21 protein-coding genes are annotated in these 22,374 nt (G+C 58.5%); 8 read left to right on the top strand and 13 right to left on the bottom strand.

All coding sequences use genetic code 11. The annotated features are described in order from the left end of the window. Positions 1-260: 260 nt before the first annotated feature. Both K8I84_RS12000 and K8I84_RS12005 read right to left on the bottom strand, forming a co-directional pair. Positions 261-1,181, bottom strand: coding sequence for a lysophospholipid acyltransferase family protein (locus K8I84_RS12000; RefSeq protein ID WP_223795012.1), 921 nt, complete (start codon positions 1,179-1,181; stop codon positions 261-263). Positions 1,182-1,338: 157 nt separating this feature from the next. Further along, positions 1,339-1,794 (bottom strand): DUF302 domain-containing protein, encoded by a 456-nt coding sequence (locus K8I84_RS12005; RefSeq protein ID WP_223795013.1) that lies wholly within the window; start codon positions 1,792-1,794, stop codon positions 1,339-1,341. 258 nt (positions 1,795-2,052) lie between these two features. Here K8I84_RS12005 and K8I84_RS12010 point away from each other — a divergent pair, with 258 nt between their 5' ends. After that, positions 2,053-3,873 (top strand): DUF3604 domain-containing protein, encoded by a 1,821-nt coding sequence (locus K8I84_RS12010; RefSeq protein ID WP_223795014.1) that lies wholly within the window; start codon positions 2,053-2,055, stop codon positions 3,871-3,873. Here K8I84_RS12010 and rlmE read toward each other — a convergent pair whose 3' ends face one another. Then, positions 3,874-4,494 (bottom strand): 23S rRNA (uridine(2552)-2'-O)-methyltransferase RlmE, encoded by a 621-nt coding sequence (gene rlmE, locus K8I84_RS12015; RefSeq protein WP_223795015.1) that lies wholly within the window; start codon positions 4,492-4,494, stop codon positions 3,874-3,876. Between the two features lie 157 nt (positions 4,495-4,651). On the opposite strand from rlmE, the gene K8I84_RS12020 reads away from it, so the two are divergent. After that, entirely contained in the window at positions 4,652-5,392 is a 741-nt protein-coding gene (locus K8I84_RS12020; RefSeq protein WP_223795016.1) for a TrmH family RNA methyltransferase, read from the top strand. A gap of 107 nt (positions 5,393-5,499) precedes the next feature. Next, positions 5,500-6,162, top strand: a complete 663-nt coding sequence (locus K8I84_RS12025; protein ID WP_223795017.1) for a transglutaminase-like domain-containing protein — start codon at positions 5,500-5,502, stop codon at positions 6,160-6,162. Here the strand turns inward: K8I84_RS12025 and K8I84_RS12030 are convergent, their stop codons facing one another. Both K8I84_RS12030 and ahpF read right to left on the bottom strand, forming a co-directional pair. Then, positions 6,163-7,353: an ABC transporter substrate-binding protein gene (locus K8I84_RS12030; RefSeq protein ID WP_223795018.1), complete on the bottom strand. Its 1,191-nt coding sequence runs from the start codon at positions 7,351-7,353 to the stop codon at positions 6,163-6,165. A 115-nt stretch (positions 7,354-7,468) separates the two neighbouring features. Then, complete coding sequence (ahpF, locus tag K8I84_RS12035) at positions 7,469-9,061, bottom strand: alkyl hydroperoxide reductase subunit F (RefSeq protein ID WP_223795019.1); 1,593 nt, start codon at positions 9,059-9,061, stop codon at positions 7,469-7,471. A 300-nt stretch (positions 9,062-9,361) separates the two neighbouring features. On the opposite strand from ahpF, the gene K8I84_RS12040 reads away from it, so the two are divergent. Together K8I84_RS12040 and K8I84_RS12045 are read left to right on the top strand one after the other, a co-directional pair. Beyond that, positions 9,362-10,084, top strand: a complete 723-nt coding sequence (locus K8I84_RS12040) for a DUF3581 family protein (RefSeq protein ID WP_223795020.1) — start codon at positions 9,362-9,364, stop codon at positions 10,082-10,084. Between the two features lie 63 nt (positions 10,085-10,147). Beyond that, entirely contained in the window at positions 10,148-10,624 is a 477-nt protein-coding gene (locus K8I84_RS12045) for a peroxiredoxin (RefSeq protein WP_223795021.1), read from the top strand. 127 nt (positions 10,625-10,751) lie between these two features. On the opposite strand, the gene ahpC is transcribed toward K8I84_RS12045, so the two are convergent. Beyond that, on the bottom strand, positions 10,752-11,315 hold the full coding sequence (gene ahpC, locus K8I84_RS12050) for an alkyl hydroperoxide reductase subunit C (protein WP_223795022.1): 564 nt from the start codon (positions 11,313-11,315) through the stop codon (positions 10,752-10,754). Between the two features lie 274 nt (positions 11,316-11,589). Between ahpC and K8I84_RS12055 the strand changes: the two genes are divergently transcribed. Then, positions 11,590-13,698, top strand: a complete 2,109-nt coding sequence (locus K8I84_RS12055; RefSeq protein ID WP_223795023.1) for a PQQ-dependent sugar dehydrogenase — start codon at positions 11,590-11,592, stop codon at positions 13,696-13,698. Positions 13,699-13,756: 58 nt separating this feature from the next. Here K8I84_RS12055 and K8I84_RS12060 read toward each other — a convergent pair whose 3' ends face one another. The 5 genes from K8I84_RS12060 to K8I84_RS12080 form a co-directional block, all read right to left on the bottom strand. Beyond that, a complete protein-coding gene (locus K8I84_RS12060; RefSeq protein ID WP_223795024.1) occupies positions 13,757-14,992 on the bottom strand; it encodes a BCCT family transporter in 1,236 nt (411 codons plus the stop codon). 216 nt (positions 14,993-15,208) lie between these two features. After that, positions 15,209-16,894, bottom strand: a complete 1,686-nt coding sequence (gene betA / locus K8I84_RS12065) for a choline dehydrogenase (protein ID WP_223795025.1) — start codon at positions 16,892-16,894, stop codon at positions 15,209-15,211. 27 nt (positions 16,895-16,921) lie between these two features. After that, on the bottom strand, positions 16,922-18,391 hold the full coding sequence (betB, locus tag K8I84_RS12070; protein WP_223795026.1) for a betaine-aldehyde dehydrogenase: 1,470 nt from the start codon (positions 18,389-18,391) through the stop codon (positions 16,922-16,924). Between the two features lie 17 nt (positions 18,392-18,408). Beyond that, positions 18,409-19,005 carry a transcriptional regulator BetI gene (gene betI, locus K8I84_RS12075; protein ID WP_223795027.1) on the bottom strand — a complete coding sequence of 199 codons (597 nt, stop codon included), beginning with the start codon at positions 19,003-19,005 and terminating at the stop codon, positions 18,409-18,411. A 148-nt stretch (positions 19,006-19,153) separates the two neighbouring features. After that, a complete protein-coding gene (locus K8I84_RS12080) occupies positions 19,154-19,366 on the bottom strand; it encodes an acetyltransferase (RefSeq protein WP_223795028.1) in 213 nt (70 codons plus the stop codon). A gap of 262 nt (positions 19,367-19,628) precedes the next feature. Between K8I84_RS12080 and K8I84_RS12085 the strand changes: the two genes are divergently transcribed. Beyond that, a complete protein-coding gene (locus K8I84_RS12085) occupies positions 19,629-20,183 on the top strand; it encodes an outer membrane beta-barrel protein (RefSeq protein WP_223795029.1) in 555 nt (184 codons plus the stop codon). 77 nt (positions 20,184-20,260) lie between these two features. On the opposite strand, the gene K8I84_RS12090 is transcribed toward K8I84_RS12085, so the two are convergent. Next, entirely contained in the window at positions 20,261-21,748 is a 1,488-nt protein-coding gene (locus tag K8I84_RS12090; RefSeq protein WP_223795030.1) for a helicase HerA-like domain-containing protein, read from the bottom strand. 104 nt (positions 21,749-21,852) lie between these two features. Next, the gene (locus K8I84_RS12095; protein WP_223795031.1) at positions 21,853-22,110 is read right to left on the bottom strand and encodes a hypothetical protein; all 258 of its coding nucleotides are present in this window, start codon (positions 22,108-22,110) and stop codon (positions 21,853-21,855) included. Positions 22,111-22,201: 91 nt separating this feature from the next. Between K8I84_RS12095 and K8I84_RS12100 the strand changes: the two genes are divergently transcribed. After that, complete coding sequence (locus K8I84_RS12100) at positions 22,202-22,369, top strand: DUF2897 family protein (protein WP_223795032.1); 168 nt, start codon at positions 22,202-22,204, stop codon at positions 22,367-22,369. Positions 22,370-22,374: the final 5 nt, after the last annotated feature.

Genomic DNA, 22,374 nt, shown 5'->3' on the forward strand with positions numbered 1-22,374 from the left:
ATTCTGCCTCCACGAACGCCGGGACCGGTGAATGCGGGCAGATGCCATGATGATTCATGGAAAAAAGACGACTACGGTCACGCGCCGTTCAACGGGGTGACGTCCTCTGACAGGTCGTATGGAGGTTCGCATGGCGGTCATTCGCCAAAAACTGCGGAATCCCTAGAGGCAGGATGCAGGCACACTAACAGAGCACTGGGGAATAAGCTATAGGTGTTTTTATTCACCCCAGCGCTAAAGAAACCAAATGGCGGCCAGATTCAGTAAATGCTGGGCGCGCCTTCGGGGCGGGTTTTGAAGCGTTTGTGCAGCCACAGGTACTGGTCTGGCAACTCCCGAATGGTGCTCTCGATAAAGCCGTTCCAGGTTTTCGCATCCTGTTTCGGATCGTCACCAAACCCTTCCTGAATGGGCGAAAACTCGACCCGGTAGCCACCATCGGGCAGCCTAAGATGACTCACACAGATAATCGCCGCTCCGGATTCCCGGGCGATGTAACTGGGGGTGGTAATGCACCCGGCCTGAATCCCGAAGAAAGGTGCAAATACTTCGGTCTTGCGACCAAAATCCTGGTCACACGCATACCAGACCTGCCCCCCCTCTTTCAGGAACTCCATCATCGGGCGCAGCTCGCGCTTGGTAAACGGGCGAATGTTGAAATGGCGACGCCGGCCCCGCTCGATCATCCGGTCAATCACCGGATTGTTGTTCGGGCGATACATATAGCCGGGCTTATCCAGGTTGCTGGCAACCAGCGGAAGGGCAAAATCAAAGATGCTGTAATGGCCACCAATCAGCAGCACCCCCCGGCCCTGCTTCCTGGCCTCTTCCAGGTGCTCCCGACCCAGAACGATCTCGCTTTCGCAGTAGGGAGCGACATCCCGCCACCAGGCGTGGGTGCTTTCCAGCATACCGCGGGTTGACGCAACGAACGTATCTTCAACCAGCCGCTTCCGGGCAGCGTCATCCAGTTCTGGCAGGCAGGCCTTCAGGTTGGCATCCACGACCCTGGCCCTGGATTTCAGTTTGCGCGCCAGTTTACGCCCCAGCCAGTCACCGAAACGTTGCTTGGTCGCCATCGGCAATAAGGACACCAACCAGAGGATGAAAACCGTGATCCAGGCCCCCAGAAAGGCCGGATGCCATAAAGGACGCTTTGAATTCTTTCGACGTGAAGCCATACCACCATCACCTTTTACCGTAAGAAAAACCGGTCATCCCCGAGCTCCGGAGGACGCCAATCGGTTCGAGAGCTGCGCAGCCTGCCACAGTCACTCGCGGTTTGGTGTAAAATTTTGCAGCAACGCCCGGCCGGGCGCGGTTGCCTCAAGCGTCGAATCAGCGCGTGGCCATACTGGCAAAATTATCCAGGGCAGCTTCCACTTTCGCCAGAACCTCATCACAGCCTTCGATTCCGTGGCGCGCCTTCAGATAGGCCGGATCATTGTACCCAAGCCAGACCTGCCCCTCGTTATCCTCCCAGATCAGCGCCTTCTGGGGCAGATCCACCGCCACGCTCTGGGCACACTGCATCAGGGGCGTCCCCACTTTCGGGTTGCCGAAAATCACCACCTCGGTGGGTCGCAACTCGGCGCCCACCGATCCGGCGCCAGCGGCGTGATCGATCCGGTTCATGACCATCATGCCTTTGTCCTGCAGGGCAGCAACCAGCCTTTCCGTGGTGTCCGATACGCTGTGGTTACTTTTGACCGCAATCAGGCCATCAGCCGCCTGCGCCAGACCAGACAACAGTAGCGCGGAAACCACGAACACCAGCTTCCTTAACAGAGTCATTGTCACCATCCTTTATCCGGGAATAGACCAACAATACTAGACCACCAGATCCGTCCATGATCCCTGGCACTGGCTTCCGTTGATACTCTATGCTCAGTCACTCATGACCGCCCGTCACTCACCGGTGCCGGTGTAATGGCTGATTGGCGATTCGCTGCTACATTTATTAGATAGCCAACAACTGAACAGCTGGATGTTCGCTGGCCGTTTCAGGACAGGCTGCAAATCTTATTGACCATCAACGCAGCAGGTTCCTAAATGACCGATCCCAAAACATTATCCACCGCCTTGCTTGCGATTGGCCTGAGCTTTCCGGCGGTTGCCGCCGAACCCGATCTGAATCCTCAGAACGATGTGTATTTCGGCAATTTCCACATTCACTCAAGCTGGTCTTTCGACGCGTACATCAATGGCGCCGCCACCGGCCCGGATGGTGCCTACCGGTGGGCCAAGGGTGAGGAAATCCCCGGGGGTGGTGATGGCACGCCTCTGAAAATCAAAGTTCCCCTGGACTGGTACATCGTGGCGGACCACGCCGAATACCTCGGCGCCCTGCCGATGATGGCCGATGAAGACAGCCCCGCCAGCAAGCATCCACTGGCGGACGCCATTACCGGGGATGATCCCAAGGCCTCGTTCGACGCCTACACCGAAATACTCGATGGCATCTCTAACCGGAACAAGGATCCGATCCTGGGCAGCGACGAAATCAGCACCGATATTTGGTCAAAGGTGATCAAGAACGCGGACAAGCACTACGAACCCGGCAAGTTCACCACCTTTGTCGGGTTTGAATGGACCTCCAACCCCAGTTGGCAGAATCTGCATCGGATCGTGTTCTTCAAAGGCTCGGAAAACCTGCCCGACAAGCCACTGTCGGCGGTCGACACCGATGTGCCCGAAGAGCTCTGGGCGTGGATGAACCAGCAGCGGGAAAACGGAGCCGAAGTACTCGCGGTACCCCACAATGGTAACGCCAGTAATGGCCTGATGTTCCCGACGGAACAGTCATACGGTGGCAGTGCCCTGACCGAAGACTATGCCGAAAACCGGATGCGGAATGAGCCGGTGTATGAGATCACCCAGATCAAGGGCACCTCGGAAACCCATCCGAAACTCTCACCGAACGATGAGTTTGGCGGTTTTGAGCTTTGGGATTACACCCTCGCTTCAACCGCAACCCCACCTGAGAAGAAAAAGGGCGGTTACATGCGTGAAGCGCTGATCCGGGGCCTGAAACTGGAAGCCGAAGGCAACGGCAATCCGTTCAAATACGGTTTCATCGGTGACTCGGACACCCACAACTCGGCCGCGACCATTGAAGAGGACAACTACTCCGGCAAATTCGGTTTCGAAAACGACCCCAAACACCGCCTTGAAGGCCCGCCCGGAGTCAGTGAAGCCGCTGCCAAGCAGGTTCGGCAATTCAGCAGTGGCGGTGTCGCCGGTGTCTGGGCCGGAGCTAACACTCGCGAGGAGATTTTTGAGGCAATTGCCCGAAAGGAAACCTACGCCACATCGGGCCCGCGCCTGAAGGTAAGGTTCTTTGGCGGGTTTGATTACGGCGAAAACAGCCTCGAAGACAGCGACTGGTTAAAAGCGGCCTACGACAAGGGCGTGCCTATGGGCGGCGACCTGACGGCAGCACCCGATGGCAAAGCCCCCAGTTTCCTGATCCACGCCATGAAAGAGGCCAACGGCGCCAATCTGGATCGCATTCAGATCATCAAGGGCTGGCTGGATGAGAACGGCGAACCCCAGGAGAAAATCTACGATGTGGCGCTGTCCGACGGACGCAAGGCCGCCGAGGATGGCGATGTTCCTCCGGTGGGTAACACCGTCAACACCAGGGACGCCACCTATACCAACGACATTGGCGATGCCCAATTAGCGACCGTATGGACGGACCCGGATTTCCAGGCCGATCAACGGGCGGTTTACTACGCCCGCGTGCTGCAAATACCTACGCCGCGCTGGTCGTTGTATGACGCGGTGAAACTCGGGGTCGAACCGCCGAAGGATCTTCCGACCTCGATACAGGAACGGGCATGGACCAGCCCGATCTGGTACACACCGTGATCAGCCCTTGAAGCCCTTGCCCAGAATATAAACTTCCCGGGAGCGGGCGCGGGAGGAGTCCGGCTTGCGCACCACCACCTTGTCGAACGCGGCGCGTACGGATTTCAGGTACTCGTCGTAGCCCTCGCCCTGAAACACTTTGGCCAGGAAGTCGCCTTTCGGCTTGAGCACCTGGCAGGCCATATCCAGCGCCAGTTCCACCAGATACATGGAGGACGCCTGGTCCGCCACGGCGATGCCGCTGATGTTCGGCGCCATGTCCGAGATCACCACATCCACCGGGGTATCACCGAGGGTCGCCATGATCTCATCAAACACCTCGTTCTCGGTGAAATCGCCCTGGATGAACTCCACGCCGGCAATCGGGTCCATCGGCAGGATGTCCGAAGCGATGACCCGGCCCTTGTGCCCAACCAGGTCGGCCGCCACCTGGGACCAGCCGCCAGGCGCCGAACCCAGGTCCATCACCACCATGTTGGGACGAATCAGGCGATCCTTCTTGCTGATTTCCAGAAGCTTGTAGCTGGCTCGGGAACGATAACCATCCAGCTGCGCCTGTTTCACGAAGGGATCGTTGACGTGCTCTTCAAGCCAGCGGTTGCTACTTTTTGATCGGGCCATAGGGATTCTTCAAACCGGAGGAGGACAGTCTCTTATTGTACGTGTCGCCTCCGTGCCCGGCAAAACCCTGACAGCCGCCCCGGTCCCACGTACAATCAACCCGTCGTACCGCCAGCCTGACCTGCCGGAGCCCCCACGAGACACACAGGCCATCACCGTGAAACTGAATGACATCCGGAAACTGCACCAGAAAAAATACCGCAATGCGTTCAAACATTATCTGGTGGAGGGTGAACATCTGGTTCAGGAACTGCAGAAGGCGGCAGTACACCAGCCAGCGCTGCGCAACGCCGAACTCTACGTGACAGATGCCTACGAACACTGGCAAAGCCCGTTTACCACACACGTCGTCGGCGAGCGCCAGATGGCGCAACTGGCCGATACCCAGCATCCCCAGGGGATTCTGGCGGTGGTGCCCATCCCCGACGGGAATCAGGAAATAAGCCCGGTTGACGGGGAACGGGCAATTTACCTGTATGAAGTTCAGGACCCGGGCAACCTGGGTACCATTCTGCGCACCCTTGCCTGGTTCGGGGGCTTCCGCTGCCTGCTCAGCCCCGGCAGTGTTGATCCGTACAATCCCAAGGTGGTACGGGCAAGCATGGGCGCCCTCTTCCACCTGCCTCTGGAAACCGACGTACCTCTGGACATCCTGGCCAGACGGTACAGCAACATTGCCAGTCTCGACCTGAACGGCAAACAGCTGACCAGCGACGGGTTTCACCGGCACGATTGCTACCTGTTCGGTAATGAAGCCCGGGGTGTACCACGACAGGCACTGGAAAAGCTCGGAACAACGGCCTACACCATCGAGGGACGCGGCGATATTGAATCCCTGAACCTGGCCACCTCGGTCAACATCTGCGCCTACGAACTGGTCCGGAAACCGTCAGACTGATCAGGTTGAGCCCTCCCGGCAGTCAATGTGGCAGATTTTGTCATTGCCAGTAGCTTGCTCATTGAAGACGATGGTGGCCCGATGTCGCCAATCCGGAATACGCCTGCATGGAATCCTATCTTCAGAGCACCACCTTCTTTGACTACCAGCACCCGGCCATCCGTGACTGGATGGAAAAGCAGCTTGCTGGCGTGCCAGAAGACCCCATTGAGCGGATCAAGACCCTGTACCTGGCGGTGCGGGACGGCATCACTTATAACCCCTACGTGTTCAAGACTGACCCGGTCACGCTCACGGCCAGTTACGCTCTGACCTCGGGCGAAACCTACTGCATCCCGAAGGCGGTATTACTTGGGGCTGCCGCCCGTGCCCTGGGCATCCCCAGCCGCCTGGCCCTGGCAGATGTGCGCAACCACCTGTCGAGCCCGAAGCTGATCGAGTACCTGCAATCTGATGTGTTCTGCATGCACGGGTTTATCGAGCTGTACCTGAACGGGCGGTGGGTGAAAGCCACGCCGGCCTTTAACCGGTCACTGTGCGAACTGATGAACGTGGAACCACTGGCCTTTGACGGGGTGAACGATTCGGTGTTTCAGGAATACACCGAATCCGGTCAGGCTCATATGGAATATGTGAGGGATCACGGGGTGTTCGGGGATGTGCCACACGAGTTCATAGTGGCTGGCGTACAGGCGGCTTACCCTCACCTGTTCGAGAGTCGCCAGCTCATTGCTGCCGGGCCTCGCACCCTGGCATCGGAAGTCGGCTGATCAGCCTCCAACGGGCTCCGGCTCGGCGCGGGTGACCTGCACATCTTTCGCACCACTGCCGGCCAGGGCATCTGTGAAGGCATCCAGCAATTGATCGGCACTGTTCAAGGCGCTGGCCTGCTCGGGATGATGCACCCGGCTGAACCGGCGGAAATCCACCGCCTGCCAGTTATCCGGATTCAGCAGGCGTTGCACCTGCGCCACATTCTCACGGGTCACTGCGTGCAACCTGTACTGCAGCACCGAGTCCTCGGGCTGACTCGCAAAATCCTGGCCGTGGTGATAATCGTGCAACAACACCATCAGTAACCCGCCGGCCATAAAGTGGCGCCCCAGGCTCACGGCCATTTCGCCACGCTCGATGGCATCCAGCGCCCTGGGCTCCCAGTCAACGCCACCGACCAGTATGTCCTTACCGGGCACCAGGCCAACCTGTTTCACCGCATCCAGGGCTCCCAGCGCCATTCCGTCGCTGGCGCTCCAGACCGACCGGGTATCGGGATAACGCTTTAGCAGGATGCCGGTCTTGTACGCCGCTGCATCGCCGTTCCAGTCCGCGGAGACCAGTTGGGCAAGGTCAATACCCTGGCCATCGGCCGCGGCTATGAGGCCCTGGCTGCGATCCTTGGAGGCGGACGAGTCGAGCGTACCGCCGAGGGCAATCATCGGGACCGGCTGGTCCGATTGCACGATACCCTGCTGACGAACCTGTTGCTCCAGGAACCGGGTCAGCATCTCCCCAGCAGCGACGTTGTCCGCACTGAGGTGACCCAGCCAGCCAAGCATGCTATCCCGGGGCGAACCCACCGCCGCTCTGGTGTATTCCGGCACCTGTGTATTGAAGGTAAAGACCTTGACGCCCACAGCGTTGGCCAGGCTCAGCATCTGGGTCGTTACATTTTCCTTGCACATAAACACCAGATAATCCGGTTTTTCGGGCCGGTTCAAAACCTTCCTGGCCAGTTTCAGGTAACTAAACCGGTGCTCTTCCTCATCAACCAGCACTTCCAGGTCCATCTCCAGATCAGTGGCAACGGCGGTCATGAATCCGGACACCAGGTTCCAGAAACGGGAGTCATCAGGGGAAAGGAAAATGACGTTCGGTCGGGTACCGCTTGCCGAAGCCAGAAACGAATAGCAAAACAGCACTGCCAGCAGGGTCGAGCGAGTAACAATCGTCAATACAGGCACCCAGAACTCCTGGTCAATGGCTTAGGAAGCGCAATAACTTACTGCAATAGCAGGGTGCCAACAAGCAAAGGGGGCCAGTATTGGCCCCCTCTTCAGGTTCAACGCCCGGGCAACATCAGGCCGCCTGGACATCCTCCTCGTCATCCTGAGCGGAATTCCGGATCAGGAAGTCAAAGGCACTCAGGGCGGCCTTGGAGCCTTCCCCCATGGAGATCACGATCTGCTTGTAGGGTACCGTGGTCGCGTCACCTGCTGCGAACACACCCGGAATGGACGTTTCGTTCCGATCGTTCACCACGATTTCTCCGTGCTGGCTCAGCTCAATGTCGCCTTTCAGCCACTCGGTGTTGGGCACCAGGCCAATCTGAACAAACACACCCTCGAGAGCAACGTGGTGGTTATCACCGGTGTTGCGATCGGTGTAGCTCAGGCCATTGACCTTGCCGTTCTCACCGGTGATTTCGGTGGTCTGGCCGGACGTAATGATTTCCACGTTCTTCAGGCTGCGCAGTTTCTTCTGCAGTACGTCGTCTGCACGCATCTCGGCACCGAATTCGATCAGCGTCACGTGGCCGACAATCCCGGCCAGATCGATGGCCGCTTCCACGCCGGAGTTACCGCCACCGATGACCGCGACACGCTTGCCCTTGAACAGCGGGCCGTCACAGTGCGGGCAGTAGGCGACGCCCTTGTTACGGTACTCGTCCTCACCCGGAACACCCAGCTGGCGCCAGCGGGCGCCGGTGGACAGGACAAGGGTCCGCGCTTTCAGGGATGCGCCATTGGCCAGGCGCACTTCATGCAGGCCGCCAGTCCGGGCAGCAGGAATCAGCTTTTCTGCCCGCTGCATGTTCATGATGTCGACATCGTACTCATTGACGTGCTGCTCCATGGCAGCCACCAGCTTGGGACCCTCGGTGTAGGGCACGGAAATCAGGTTCTCGATACCCATGGTGTCGGCCACCTGGCCACCAAAGCGCTCTGCTGCAATACCGGTAGAAATGCCTTTGCGGGAGGCGTAGATAGCGGCCGCAGAACCGGCCGGCCCACCACCGATGACCAGCACCTCGAACGGATCTTTCTGGTTCAGCTTCTCAGCCTCTTTCTCGTCCGACTTGGTGTCCAGTCTGGCGACGATTTCTTCCAGGGTCATCCGACCGGAGCCCCAGGCTTCACCGTTCAGGTAAACGCTGGGCACCGCCATCACCTCGCGCTGTTCCACTTCGTCCTGGAACAGGGCGCCATCGATGGAGGTGTGTTTGATGTTCGGGTTCAGCACACTCATCAGGTTGAGGGCCTGTACCACGTCCGGGCAGTTCTGGCACGACAGGGAGAAGTAGGTCTCAAACTCGAAAGCGCCTTCCAGCGCCTGAACCCGTTCAATGACGTCCTGGGACACCTTGGGGGGGTGACCACCCACCTGCAGCAGAGCCAGCACCAGCGACGTGAACTCGTGGCCCATGGGAATACCGGCAAACCGAACACCAATGTCCGTGCCGACCCGGTTGATGGAGAAGGATGGCCGACGGACGGTGTCGCTGTCCTCGGTCCGCAGGCTGATTTTATCGGACATCGCCGCCAGTTCTTCCAGCAGGCCCTTCAGTTCCTGGGACTTGGCGCCATCGTCATAGGCCGCCACCAGCTCGATCGGCTGCTGCAGTTTTTCCATGTAGGCGTTCAGCTGTGCCTTGATGTTCGCGTCCAACATACGGTTAGTGCTCCCCTACTCGATGCGTTAGATACTTTCGTTGTTAACGGAAACTGTTAATAACAACGGGTTTGAACTTGAACGTAACGATAAGGGTGCGCCACCTTCGGCTCAAATTGATTGACCTTAATAGATTGATAGGCGCCTGCTATTCAAACACCATAGATTTCATTAATGAACAGGCGAAGATCCCGGCGCCGATAGGACGAATAGCGCATATCAGGGTGTCAGAGCATTCCATTATGATGAGAGGAGGTAACTCATTCGCACAGCCTCTGCGATAATCAGGTAAAACCATTCATGTTTCTAGACCGCTTTCACTCCGTTCAAAATGGATTCGTTCGGATTACTCCTGTGCAAGCCAGCCAGTTTGCCAAGGAAATTGCCGGGGACTTCAACCCGATTCACGACCCCGATGCCCGCCGTTTCTGCGTACCCGGCGACCTTCTGTTCGCGCTGGTACTCTCGCGCTTTGGCCTGTCGGAGCGGATGAGTTTCTGCTTCAAGGCCCTGCTGAGCAAAGACGTGGGTCTGGCGTTTCATACCCCCTCGGAGGAACGGATTGAAGTGGCGGACGCCAGCGGAAAGGTTTACCTGGAGGTAGACCGAAGCGGCGACACAGTTCGGGATCCTGCGGTGATTGAAGATTTTACCCGCTGTTATGTGTCGGCATCGGGCAAGAACTTTCCCCATACGCTTCAGCCGCTGATGGAATCCAAGGGCGTGATGTTCAACCCGGAACGGCCCATGGTGATGTACGAGAGCATGAGTTTGGCACTGGACAGCCTGGCCATCACATCACCGGATCTGGAACTGGAGAGCGCGGACCTGCAGGACCATGGCAAACGTGGCCAGGTGTTTCTGAATTACCGGCTGCTGTCCGGCGGACAGGTCGAGGGGGAGGTCACCAAGAGTCTGGTGCTGAGCGGACTTCGCCCCTACAACGCCGATGACATGGCCAAGGTGCTCGACCATTTCTACCAGCTCAAGGCAAGAGGCGTGGATTACGGCAGTACTGTCTGATGTACCATAGCTTTACCAAGACCAGACATCCCATTTCCATAGCGAAAAACGGAGAACCCATTCATGACGATTCAGGTAGGCGACAAGGTCCCGGATATTGAACTTCGGGTTATGAGCAATGATGGCCCACAGGCGGTGCGCACAGGCGAACTGATGGCTGGCAAGAAGGTGGTCCTGTTTGCGGTCCCCGGCGCCTTCACCCCTACGTGCTCGGCGGCACACCTGCCCGGTTTTGTGGTGGACGCGGACAAGATCAAGGCCAAAGGCGTCGACAGCATCATCTGTACGTCCGTGAACGATGCCTTTGTGATGGACGCCTGGGGCAAGGCTCACAATGCCGATCACATCGTGATGCTGGCCGATGGCCTGGGCGAATTTGCGGCTGCGCTCGGCCTGACCCAGGACCGAACCGCCGGGCAAATGGGCATCCGTAGCCAGCGTTATGCCATGGTGATCGACGATGGCGTCGTCTCGCTGTTGAACATCGATGAAAAAGGGCTGGAAACCACCAGTTCGGAGGCCATTCTGGCGGCGCTCTGAACGGGTCTTATCCCGGCCGATTTTCACAGGCCGAGAAACAACAAACCCCGGCACAAGCCGGGGTTTGTTTTTGGCGCAGGGCCCGCCTCGCGGGCCCTTGTCCAGGGTAGTCCGGGTTACGGCTACCTTAGATCTTGCCAACCAGGTCCAAAGACGGAGCCAGAGTCTCTTCGCCTTCTTTCCACTTGGCCGGGCACACTTCACCCGGATTGTTGCGAACGTACTGAGCGGCCTTGATCTTGCGGACCAGGTCGTCTGCGTCACGGCCGATGCCTTCAGCAGTGATTTCCATAGCCTGGATAACGCCGTCCGGGTCGATCACGAAAGTCGCACGATCGGCCAGGCCCTGGCCTTCACGCATCACACCGAAGTTGTTGGTGATGGTGCCGGTCTGGTCGCCAACCATGTAGTAGTTGATCTTGCCAATGGTTTCGGAAGTGTCGTGCCACGCCTTGTGGGTGAAGTGGGTGTCGGTAGACACGGAGAATACTTCAACGCCCATCTTCTGCAGCTCTTCGTACTTGTCTGCAACGTCGCCCAGTTCGGTCGGGCAAACGAAAGTGAAGTCAGCCGGGTAGAAGAAGAATACAGCCCACTTGCCTTTCACGTCTGCTTCAGAGATCTCTACGAACTCGCCCTGTTTGAAAGCGGTTGCATTGAACGGCTTGATCTCGCTGTTGATGATGCCCATTAAGAACACTCCTTTCTAAAAAGGTGGATGTATATATGAATTAACGACGCCTAGATTACGGATCCGGGCCGTCATGATGAAATTGATAATTCCCAAACCAAAGATAGGCATTGGCTATTTTGATCCGTGGACACGAAAACTCCCCACTATAGCCGGCAGTAAGTCTTTGTTCTTTCTACCGACGTGTTCCTTAATGGAGACGGAATCCGCCACTTCAACAGGCTGGGCGGTATTCATGATCTATTCTTAATGCTCTGCCGGGAGGACAGGGCTTATGAAACATTGCCTGTATCTGTTTTTCTTCCTCGCGCTGGCCGGTTGTGGTGGAGGTGGAGGTTCAGGTAACGGTTCCGGATCAGGTGGTCTGAACGGACGTCCGGCCAACGCCGAGTGTGTGGCTTTCTCTCCATCCGCCGATGTCCGGCTGACCCCCGTTGCCGGGGACCTGTCCTTCAGCGCCCCGCTGCTGATGCTGCAGCACCCCTCCCTGGACAATATCTTCTATGTGGTGCAGCAGGGCGGCATCGTTTACCGCCTTGATACCGGCGCCAATACCCGCAGCGAACTGGTGGATCTGTCCGAGGTGTACCCACTCGCCAACTGCGAGGAATGCGGCCTGCTGGGCATGGCCTTTGACCCCGATTTTGCCAGCAATGGTTTTGTCTACCTGTCGTTCACAGAACAACGGGGTGGCATCACCTCCCACGTCGCGCGCTTCGAATCCCTCGATAACGGCCGTAGCCTGCGCCAGAGTGCCGCCGGCGGCCTGCTTCGGACTAATCTGCTGGAGCAGTCACAGCCCTTTGCCAACCACAATGGCGGGCATATTGCCTTCGGGCCCGACGGGCTGCTGTACATCGGCCTCGGCGACGGCGGCTCCGCCGATGACCCCGGTAACCGGGCCCAGAGCCTGTCTACCCGGCTGGGCAAAATCCTGCGCATCCGGCCTGACGGAACCCCGGCGAACAACGGCGTTTCCGGTTCCGTGCCGGAGATCTACGCCTACGGCCTGCGCAACCCCTGGCGCTGGAGCTTTGACCGTGCCACCGGCGACCTGTGGGCCGGAGACGTGGGCGAAACCCGATTCGAGGAAATCAATCGCATCACCCTCGGCGGAAACTATGGCTGGCGCTGCTATGAAGGTTTCGAGCGAACCAGCAACAGTTGCAGCACCACCGGCCCGTTCACCGACCCCGTCGCCGCCTACGGGCGCGGGGACGGGGTATCCGTTACCGGCGGCTATGTGTACCGGGGCAGTACCATGCCCGCCCTCCGTGGCAGCTACCTGTTTTCCGACTTCGGGACCGGCACCCTGTGGGCGCTGGACCCGCAGGGTGATGGCAGTTATCAGCGCCGCACTCTGCTGGAAACCGGCTACAACGTGGCCTCCTTTGCCGAGGACCGTGACGGCGAACTGTATCTGGTGACCTTTCAGGGGCTGTTCCGGATCGATCCGGTACTGGAGGAGACCGAGCTGCCTCAGCGACTGTCAGATACCGGGTGCGTCCAGAGCAACGATCCAACGCAACCCGCTGACGGGCTGATTCCCTACACCGTCATCGAACCCTTCTGGTCCGACGGGGCCGACAAGACCCGCTACTTCGGCCTGCCCGACCGAACCACCATCGAGGTGGACGCCAGCGGTGATTTCCGGTTTCCCCGGGGCACCGTACTGGTCAAGAATTTCACCCTGGATCAGCGCCTGATCGAAACCCGGCTTTACCTGCATAATGTTGATGGCAGCTGGTCCGGCTACAGCTATCAGTGGAACGACACCGGATCGGACGCCACCCTGGTGACCGGCGGCCGGGATGTGGATGTCGGTGGCCAGATCTGGCACTACCCCTCCGCGGGCGAATGCGCCCTGTGCCACACCTCGGCGGCCGGCAACAGCCTGGGGCTGGAAGTGGCGCAGCTGAACCGGAATTTCACCTACCCGCAGACCGGCCGAACCGCCAATCAGCTAAACACGTTCGCCGCCATCGGCCTGCTGGAAAATACTCCGACCTCCGCCCAGCGCCAGACCACACTGACCCGCAGCACCGATACCGAGGCCTCGCTGGACGCCCGGGCCCGAAGCTACCTACACACCAACTGCAGCCATTGTCACCGGCCCGGAGCCAGCACTCAGAGTGCCATGGATTGGCGCATCACCACCTCACTCAGTCAGACCGGCACCTGCGAAACCGAACCCCGTAATGGCAATCTGGGGCAGGCCGGTGCCGTGTTGCTGCGGCCCGGGGATGCGGAGAATTCGTTGCTTTACCTGAGGATGGTGGCTGAGCGGGAGGTGCGTATGCCACCGATCAGCGTGCACGTGGTGGATCGTCGGGGAGCCGAGCTGGTAGCCGACTGGATTAACCAGCTGGAGAGCTGTAATTGAACAAGTAGCGGTTCAGGCAGAAAAAAGGGGTTGGTCCTGAGGACCAACCCCTTTGGCGTCAGGCGCTCGAGTGCGCCTCGTCCACTTCGTCCACCTTGTGGAAGTCCAGAACCCGATCCTTCGGGGAGGAGTCGATGCTGAACACATCCCGGCTCTTGGTCGACAGGATGTAGGCAAAGCAGCTGAAGTACAGCGCTATGACCAGTGCGCCGACCCACTGTATCTGCAGGAACTCCAGCTTGAACAGCATGGTCAGCCCTGCCATGGCAATGAAGTTGAACAGCAGGTAGTTGAACTGGCCAAAGCGCTCGGCAGTCAGGTTCAGGTTGTCGGTGTACAGGCGGATCAACGAATCCAGGGAGTTGATCACCATCAGTACGCCCACACTGATCATCGCGATGTTGGTCAGCGCCATCACCTCAAGACCCTCTCGGTGATACTGGTACAGCACGGTGAACCAGACACCAATGGCGACGGACGGAATCACCAGCATGGCGATCAGCAGCTGCCAGGTACGAATACCGCTCACGAAACGGGCAGTGAACTGACCGATCATGATGCTCCAGGCGAACCACCAGAACAGGTAGAACTCGTGGTAGTCGTTGATTGGCAGAATGAACTGGTGAATGTTGGTGAAGTACTCGGTCAGCAGTCCCGCGGTGCCAAAGAACTCATCCGGTGAGCCTTGGCCAATCACGAACGCCCGCACCCACATGAAGCTGATGAGTGCAATGAACAGAATACTGGAGCCCACACTCAGGATACGGACGTACTTGAGTTTTGAGCTGGAGTAGACCGCCAGCGCAATGGACACAAACACGATGATGTAGAACGCGGGTACCACGCTTTCCCCATCACCCAGTTGCGGCAGGTACCAGGGCAGGTTCGCCAGCAACAGGTAGGCGGTGAACGCACAGGTCCCGATGATCACCACGTTGTTAATGATCTTGACCGGCGTAATCTCAAAGAACTTCACCCGCGGCTCGATGATCGCGAAATAGAAGCAGGTCAGGAAATAGAACCCCCATATCAGGAAGGCCCAGAACCCGAACTCGATGGCGAGCGGGTTGGCAAAGCCGTATTCCGGGTTCTCAGTCACGTTGGCGTAACCGGCAAACTCGGTCAGCGGGAACATGATCAGTCCCACATCCAGACCGGAAGTAAACAAAATGGCAATGAACGTGAAGGTGTGTACCGGTGTGACACCGATCACCTTCATGTTGCCCCATTTGAGCAGAATCACCGCGATGGCGGCGAAGGTAAAGATCATGCCTGCGGATAGCCAGAGCGTCATACCGGCACCCTCCACGTGGCGTTTTCAAGATAGTCGAACTGCATTTGCGTGTTCCTCCTCTACTTTTACTTTTTCGAATTTCGAATCGGACACAAACCCAAGACTTGCCTATCTGGCGCCCCAAGCGGTCGCAACCGCTGCGCTGATAGGGAAATCCTGAGGGCTTGCGACCCCGGGGTTCGACACCCCGGGGCTCGGGAAGACCTCAAGCATCCATTAATTAGCTGCTCGTTTGGCCTCGCCCGATCGTTGACGTGCCTGCCACTGGTCGTCCATGACGACGGGCGCATCGGAAGGTTTCAGCGGCTCCATACCGCGAATCAGGTCGGCTGCCCGCTCGGCCACCATAATGGTCGGCGAGTTAAGGTTGCCATTCGGTATCGTCGGGAAGATGGACGAATCCACCACCCGAAGATTCTGGATGCCGCGGACCCGGGTTTCCGGGTCTACTACGGCCATGTCATCGGTCCCCATCTTGCAGGAGCAGGATGGGTGATAAGCGCTTTCCACCGCCTGGCGAACGAACTTGTCGATCTGCTCGTCGGTAGTGATGTCCTCGCCTGGCTGGATCTCCGCTCCCCGGTACTCGTCCATCGCCGGCTGGTTGATGATTTCCCGGGTCAGGCGAACACAGTCGCGGAAGCCTTCCCGGTCGTCCTCGTGCTGCAGGTAATTAAAGAGGATGCGGGGATGGTCTTTCGGATCCGCTGATTTCACGTGCACAAAGCCACGACTCTTGGGCTTGTTGTGCCCGATATGCAGCTGGAAACCATCACCCTTGAACGCTTCCCGACCGTCGTAGCGCATGGCCGCCGGCAGGAAGTGGTATTGCAGGTCAGGCCATTCCACACCCGCCTTGGAGCGAATGAATCCACAGGACTCAAAGTGGTTGGTGGCACCCAGGCCGTCCTTCTTCAGAATCCAGCGCACGCCGATCTTGAGCTTGCTCCAGGGGTCCAGCTTTCGGTTCAGGGAGACCGGCTGTTTGCAGCGGAACTGGAAGTAGAACTCCAGGTGGTCCTGCAGGTTTTCGCCCACACCTGGCAGTTCGTGCTTCACTTCAATACCGGCCTTTTCCAGGACCTCGCGACTGCCGATACCCGACAGTTGCAGCAGGTGCGGTGAGCCGATGGAACCGGCGGACAGAATCACCTCGTCGTTGGCGTGGGCTTCGTGTACCTGGCCACCCACTTCGTAGCGGACGCCGGTGGCGGTTTTTCCGTCGAGCAACACCTGGTGCGCCAGCGCATGGGTTACCACCGTCAGGTTCGGGCGCTTCATGGCCGGGCGCAGATACGCATTGGCGGTAGACCAGCGGCGACCATGCATCACAGTCATGTGCATGGGGCCGAAGCCCTCCTGCTGGGCACCGTTGTAGTCCTCGGTCTCGAAGTAACCGGCATCCTTACCCGCCTCGATAAACGCCTTGTACAGCGGGTTTTGCATGTTGTTGCCGTTATTCACGCCCAGCGGGCCCTTGCCGCCCCGGTAGTCGTCGCCACCGAAGGCCCAGGTCTCGGCCTTTTTGAAGTACGGCAGAACGTGGCGGTAATCCCAGCCTTCGGCGCCTTCCTGCTGCCATTCATCGAAATCCCGGGCGTGTCCGCGCACATACACCATGCCGTTGATGGACGAGGAACCACCCAACACCTTGCCCCGCGGACAGTGCATACGGCGGTTGTCCAGATAGGGCTCCGGCTCGGTTTCGAACTGCCAGGCGTACTTCTTGGTATTCATAGGAATGGACAGCGCTGTTGGCATCTGGATAAAGATGCTCTTATCGCTGCCGCCGGTTTCCAGCAGCAGCACCGACTTCTTGCCGTCCTCGGTCAGGCGGTTGGCCAGCACACAGCCGGCCGAGCCCGCCCCTACCACAATGTAATCGTATTGGTTTTCTTTCATACCAGACCTCCCGGTTGGATCGCCCGTTTAGAACGGGGCGTCCAGATCCTCCATGCCGACATACACGGATTTGATCTGGGTGTAATGATCCAGGGTGACTCGGCCGTTCTCTCGACCAACGCCTGACAGCTTGTAGCCACCGACCGGCATTTCTGCCGGGGATGCGCCGTAGCTGTTGATCCAGCAGATACCGGCATCAATCTGATGAATCACCCGATGGGCACGACGAATATCGTTGGTGAAGACACCAGCAGCCAGACCCGTCTCGGTATCATTGGCGCGGGCAATCACTTCGTCTTCGTCGGAGAAGGTGAGCACGGACATCACCGGGCCAAAGATTTCCTCTTTGACGATGGTCATCTCGTCGGTGCAGTTGGTGAAGATGGTCGGCGCCACAAAATAGCCCCCTTCGGCCGATGCCGGAGCCAGGGTATGGCCGCCTTCTGCCAGGGTCGCGCCCTCGGCCTTTCCTTTGGCGATGTAGTCCAGCACCAAATCCCGGTGCTTAGCAGAGATGAGGGCCCCGTAGTTGGTGGCCGGATCCATTGGATCCCCCGGCTTGATGTTGTTGCGCGTACGTTCCAGCAGCCGGTCCATGAAACGTTGATAGATGCCTTCCTGAACAAATACGCGGGTGCCGTTGGTACAGATCTCTCCCTGGGTGTAGAAATTACCCACCATGGCAGCGGACACCGCGTTTTCCAGATCCGCATCATCAAAGATAATCAGCGGCGACTTACCGCCCAATTCCATAGTGACATCCTTGAGGGTGGAGGCCGCAGCGGCCATGACCTTCTTGCCGGTAGCGACTTCACCGGTGAAGGACACTTTCTCGATGTCCGGATGGTGGGTCAGCCACTGGCCGACCTCGGCCGCGCCGTGCACCACGTTGAATACGCCTGCGGGCACACCCGCTTCGACATAAATTTCCGCCAGCTTGATGGCGCCCATGGGGGTTTCTTCCGAAGGCTTGAAAATCAGTGCGTTACCAGCAGCCAGTGCCGGGCCGGACTTCCAGCAGGCAATCTGGATCGGGTAGTTCCAGGCACCGATGCCAGCACACACGCCCAGCGGCTCCCGACGGGTGTAGTAAAAATCACCACCCAGGTCCTGCTGGATACCCTCAACCGATGGCGCCAGACCGGCGAAATACTCGATCACGTCCGCCCCAGTGGCGACATCGACGGCCTCGGCTTCCTGCAAGGGCTTTCCGTTATCCCGGACTTCCACCGCCGCCAACTCATCGTTACGCTCGCGCAGTAACGCGACGGCCCTATTCAGAATCCGGCCACGCTCGATCGCCGGCATGGCAGACCACTCGGCAAAGCCCTGCTTGGCACTTTCGATGGCCGCTTGCTGGACGGACTCGTCCGCCACTTCCACTTCATAAATGACTTCGCCGGTACCCGGGTTCACCACGGGAAAGGTTTCACCGCTGGTGTTGGCCAGGAAACGACCGTGGACAAAGTTCTGGTAACGAGGGAGTGATTCAGACATAACGAGTGTCCTCGCGTTTACAAGTTCGTGTATTGGTCCAGCGCGTCTTTCACGAAACGCTTGCACAGTAGTTCGCCCGCCTCGAAGCTTTCTTCGGGGTCCAGGCTCAGGGCGCTGCGAAGCCAGAAGCCGTCAATCATGGCTGCGGTCTGACGCGCGACTGCGGTTGCCCGTTCCGGCTCAAGCACCTGCGCCAGTGAATAGCGCAGGTTGCTGTACAGCCGGGCATTGTTGATCTGCTGGAGGCGCTTCAGGCCGGGTTCATGCATGGACCGGGCCCAGAAGCTCAACCAGGTTTTGGCCGCCAGGGACGAGCGCTGAAATTCCGAAAAGTTCGCTTCGATAATGCAGTTCAGCCGCTGCTGTGGGGATCCATCCGCCCTGGCCATTCGCTCCCTCAATTCCCCACCCAGCTGATTGAGCATGTAGCGCAATGCCGCCTCAATCAGCCCCTGCTTGCCACCGAAATAGTGGCTGATAATGCCCGACGACATGCCAGCCCGTTTGCTGATGCTGACAATCGTGGTGTTCTGCATACCCAGTTCAGCGATGGACGCCATGGTGGCATCGATCAACTGCTGTCTGCGGGTGTCTTTGACTCCAGTCTTTGGCATTTCAACGTCGCCGTCGCTACTTCGCTTTTCGTTAATTGAACGTTCAATTAATAAAATGATAACGGGCTGTTGGTGTGATTTCAACCTTGATCACATTTTGATCATTTCGTCGCTCATTCGGGATTTCCGAAGAAACCTTCGGAATGGATCAGGGTTTTCGCCGGTAGTCGGGATCCGTCCAGCACCGGGGCAAGGCCTCACCAGACGGAAAACTTAGATCGGATTTATCATACATTTCAGGGTCCTGTGCCTCTTCACCGTAATGGAGACTGCCCTGGATCTGGGACTTGTGCGGGTCAAACAGACTCTGGGCGTCCAGCACCTCGATGAGATGCCCTGTTGATGTCTCTGCCACAAACATAGTGCCCTTCCTCAACCGTTATCGGACAAAAAATAACCAGCGGTTAACACAGCATAGACACTGCCAGCTCAACCGGACAGAAACGATCACCGGGAATCGGTCCCGGCCAGGGGTCCTCAAAAGATGCCTTAAAAACACCACAAAAACCGTTGAAAACCCTGCAAACAAAGCTTTTCAGATATTTTCCCGTTCTATTCGACAAAACGGGAACCATCGCCTAGTTTTTAACCGTCAAAACCGCTTAGCACAGGAGGCTAAGACCATGAAGAACCCCCTCCCCTTAGCTCTTGCTGTATCTTTGGCGGCCGTGTCCGGCACCGCGTTTGCGGGTAGCGACAGCGGCTTCTACGTGGGTGCGTCGGTGGGCCAGGCAAACCTGGAACTGAATGAATCGGACCCGGATTTTGGCTCCATTGATTTCGACGACGACGATACCGGCTACAAGATTTTCGGTGGGTATAACTTCGGTTTGATTCCACTGGTGGATCTGGCCGTTGAGGGTGCCTACGTGGATTTCGGCTCCTTCGGGGGCAGCGCAGGCCCGGTCAATGCCGATCTGGACGTGACTGCCTGGACTGGCGCTGGACTGGCCGGCATCAAATTGGGCCCGGTCGGTATATTCGGCAAGGTGGGCGCTGCGCTCTGGGATAGCGAGTTCAGCGGCGGCCTGGGCGACGACGATGGCACCGACCCGCTGTACGGCATCGGCGCCCGCTTTACCTTGTTTTCACTGCAGGTCCGGGCGGAATGGGAACGTTACGACCTGGACAATGCCGATATCGATTACTTCTCGGTTGGCGGTGCCTTCACCTTCTGAGGCCGGATGGATTGCATAGCCGGGCAGTGCTCAGGCACTGGCTGTCCCGGTGGTTTTCCACCCTCCAGTTCGTTCGTTTAACGACGCCCGCCGCCCAGCAACCCGCCAAGTAACCCCCGCAGAATCTGACGTCCCAGTTGGCTGCCCACCGATCGGGCTGCCGATTTCGCCATGGCTTCCACCACGCCCTGCCGACGCCCTGTGCCCCACAACACCTCGCTGAGCGGATTACTGTCCGGTTTTTTCTTTTCAGAAACGGATGCTTTGGCCTCTTCCGCCGCCTTCACTGCGGCCTCGGCGCGTGCGGCCAGAATTTCATGGGCCGATTCCCGGTTGATGGGCGTGTCGTACTTGGTTCCGACCGGACTTCGGCTCATGCTCGCAGCCCGCTCGTCCGCCGTCACCGGCCCCATCCGGCAGCGTGGCGGCGCAATCCGGGTTCGCTCGACCGGCATGGGAACCCCCTTGTCCTGCAAGGTGGACACAAGCGCCTCCCCCACTGCCAGCTCCGAGATAACGGATGCCACATCCAGTGCCGGGTTGTCCGGAAAGGTTTCCGCTGCCGTCTTTACAGCCTTCTGGTCCCGGGGCGTATAGGCCCGCAGTGCATGCTGAATCCGGTTTCCAAGCTGGCCCAGTACTTCCCCCGGCAGGTCGTCCGGGAACTGGGAACAGAAATAGATGCCCACACCTTTGGAGCGGATCAGCCGGACCACCTGCTCGATACGCTTGAGGAGCACCGGCGGGGCGTCATCAAACAGCAGGTGTGCCTCATCAAAGAACAACACCATGCGGGGCTTGTCCGGATCGCCCACTTCGGGGAGGTTTTCAAATAACTCGGACAGCAGCCAGAGCAGGAAACAGGAATACAGCCGGGGCTTGAGAATCAGCTGATCCGCCGCGAAGATATTGATCACCCCGCGCCCACTGAGATCGGTCCCCATCAGGTCGTTCAATACCAACGCCGGCTCGCCGAACAGGAGGTCACCACCCTCCCGCTCCAGGGTCAGCAGGTCACGCTGAATGGCGGCAATGGACTGGGGGCTGACCAGACCGTATTGCTCCGAAATCTCCTTGCGCAGCTCCGACACCAGGCCGAGCATGGCCCGGAGGTCTTCCAGATCCAGCAGCAACAGACCCTGATCGTCCGCCACCCGGAAGGTCACTTCCATCACACCGGTCTGGGTGTCATTCAGTTCCAGCAATCTGGATATCAGGGCCGGCCCCATCTCGCTGATGGTGGTGCGCACCGGATGCCCCTGCTGACCATACAGATCCCAGAACACCACCGGATTGGCTTCGGAGGCATAGCCCTCCACTCCAAGTTCGGCAGCCCTGGCCTGAAGCTTTTCACTGGCTGCCCCGGGTTGTGAGAGGCCGGCCACATCACCCTTTACGTCGGCAAGAAACACGGGCACCCCCATACGGGAAAAGCCTTCCGCCAGTACCATCATGGTCACGGTCTTGCCCGTACCCGTGGCACCCGCAATCAAGCCATGGCGGTTTCCGTAACGGCCCGACAGCCACACGGGCTGTTCGCCTTTTCCGACCAGTATCTGATTCACAGGGGTCTCCCTTCAGGGTTCAGTAAACCGCATTCTGAAGGGAGTATAGTTGGCGTGCCGCCAGAACAAGCAGGCTGTTCTGGGAAACCTGCATTTGCCGGGTATCAGCGTGGCGTCACGCCGTTCCCCTTGACACCCAGGCGGTCCAGATAGAGATGCAGCTCCGCCTCGCTGAGGTTCACATATTCCAATACGCGGCCGTAGAGCATGGCGGTGGGCACATTGCGCCCGCCCAGCTCTTTCTGGGTTTGGTGAATGAGGTACAGAATCAGGCGTTCGGTACGGGTCAGGCCATCGCGCACATCGGGAATGGCTTCCAGCACCGCCGCCCACTCTTCCGGGCTCATGGAGTCTTCTGTCATCGCCGTGCTCCCTGAAGACGGTTAATGGCTTGAGGGAACAGCCCCATGTGGTTCAAACTGATAGCGTCATCCTCACTCCGGAGCTCGTGCCATGCCAGCCATTGGGTGGATTATTGTTATCCTCGCCGCCGCCATGATCATCGGCAGCCTGATGTTCTTGCGCGACTCGGCCAACATGCGGATTCCACCAGACAAACTGGAGAAAATCCGCCAGCGTAAAGCGGAACTGGACGCCCAGGAAAAAGACGAGGACAACTGACCCCC

It is taken from the genome of Marinobacter sp. F4216, from assembly GCF_019931195.1.
Lineage (GTDB): Bacteria > Pseudomonadota > Gammaproteobacteria > Pseudomonadales > Oleiphilaceae > Marinobacter > Marinobacter suaedae.

Excerpts from the sequence above, each read along its gene's own strand:
- K8I84_RS12000 (WP_223795012.1), bottom strand. The coding sequence starts at position 1,181 with ATGGCTTCACGTCGAAAGAATTCAAAGCGTCCTTTATGGCATCCGGCC.
- K8I84_RS12005 (WP_223795013.1), bottom strand. The coding sequence starts at position 1,794 with ATGACTCTGTTAAGGAAGCTGGTGTTCGTGGTTTCCGCGCTACTGTTG.
- K8I84_RS12010 (WP_223795014.1), top strand. The coding sequence starts at position 2,053 with ATGACCGATCCCAAAACATTATCCACCGCCTTGCTTGCGATTGGCCTG.
- rlmE (WP_223795015.1), bottom strand. The coding sequence starts at position 4,494 with ATGGCCCGATCAAAAAGTAGCAACCGCTGGCTTGAAGAGCACGTCAAC.
- K8I84_RS12025 (WP_223795017.1), top strand. The coding sequence starts at position 5,500 with ATGGAATCCTATCTTCAGAGCACCACCTTCTTTGACTACCAGCACCCG.
- ahpF (WP_223795019.1), bottom strand. The coding sequence starts at position 9,061 with ATGTTGGACGCGAACATCAAGGCACAGCTGAACGCCTACATGGAAAAA.
- K8I84_RS12040 (WP_223795020.1), top strand. The coding sequence starts at position 9,362 with ATGTTTCTAGACCGCTTTCACTCCGTTCAAAATGGATTCGTTCGGATT.
- K8I84_RS12045 (WP_223795021.1), top strand. The coding sequence starts at position 10,148 with ATGACGATTCAGGTAGGCGACAAGGTCCCGGATATTGAACTTCGGGTT.
- ahpC (WP_223795022.1), bottom strand. The coding sequence starts at position 11,315 with ATGGGCATCATCAACAGCGAGATCAAGCCGTTCAATGCAACCGCTTTC.
- K8I84_RS12055 (WP_223795023.1), top strand. The coding sequence starts at position 11,590 with ATGAAACATTGCCTGTATCTGTTTTTCTTCCTCGCGCTGGCCGGTTGT.
- K8I84_RS12060 (WP_223795024.1), bottom strand. The coding sequence starts at position 14,992 with ATGACGCTCTGGCTATCCGCAGGCATGATCTTTACCTTCGCCGCCATC.
- betA (WP_223795025.1), bottom strand. The coding sequence starts at position 16,894 with ATGAAAGAAAACCAATACGATTACATTGTGGTAGGGGCGGGCTCGGCC.
- betB (WP_223795026.1), bottom strand. The coding sequence starts at position 18,391 with ATGTCTGAATCACTCCCTCGTTACCAGAACTTTGTCCACGGTCGTTTC.
- betI (WP_223795027.1), bottom strand. The coding sequence starts at position 19,005 with ATGCCAAAGACTGGAGTCAAAGACACCCGCAGACAGCAGTTGATCGAT.
- K8I84_RS12080 (WP_223795028.1), bottom strand. The coding sequence starts at position 19,366 with ATGTTTGTGGCAGAGACATCAACAGGGCATCTCATCGAGGTGCTGGAC.
- K8I84_RS12085 (WP_223795029.1), top strand. The coding sequence starts at position 19,629 with ATGAAGAACCCCCTCCCCTTAGCTCTTGCTGTATCTTTGGCGGCCGTG.
- K8I84_RS12095 (WP_223795031.1), bottom strand. The coding sequence starts at position 22,110 with ATGACAGAAGACTCCATGAGCCCGGAAGAGTGGGCGGCGGTGCTGGAA.
- K8I84_RS12100 (WP_223795032.1), top strand. The coding sequence starts at position 22,202 with ATGCCAGCCATTGGGTGGATTATTGTTATCCTCGCCGCCGCCATGATC.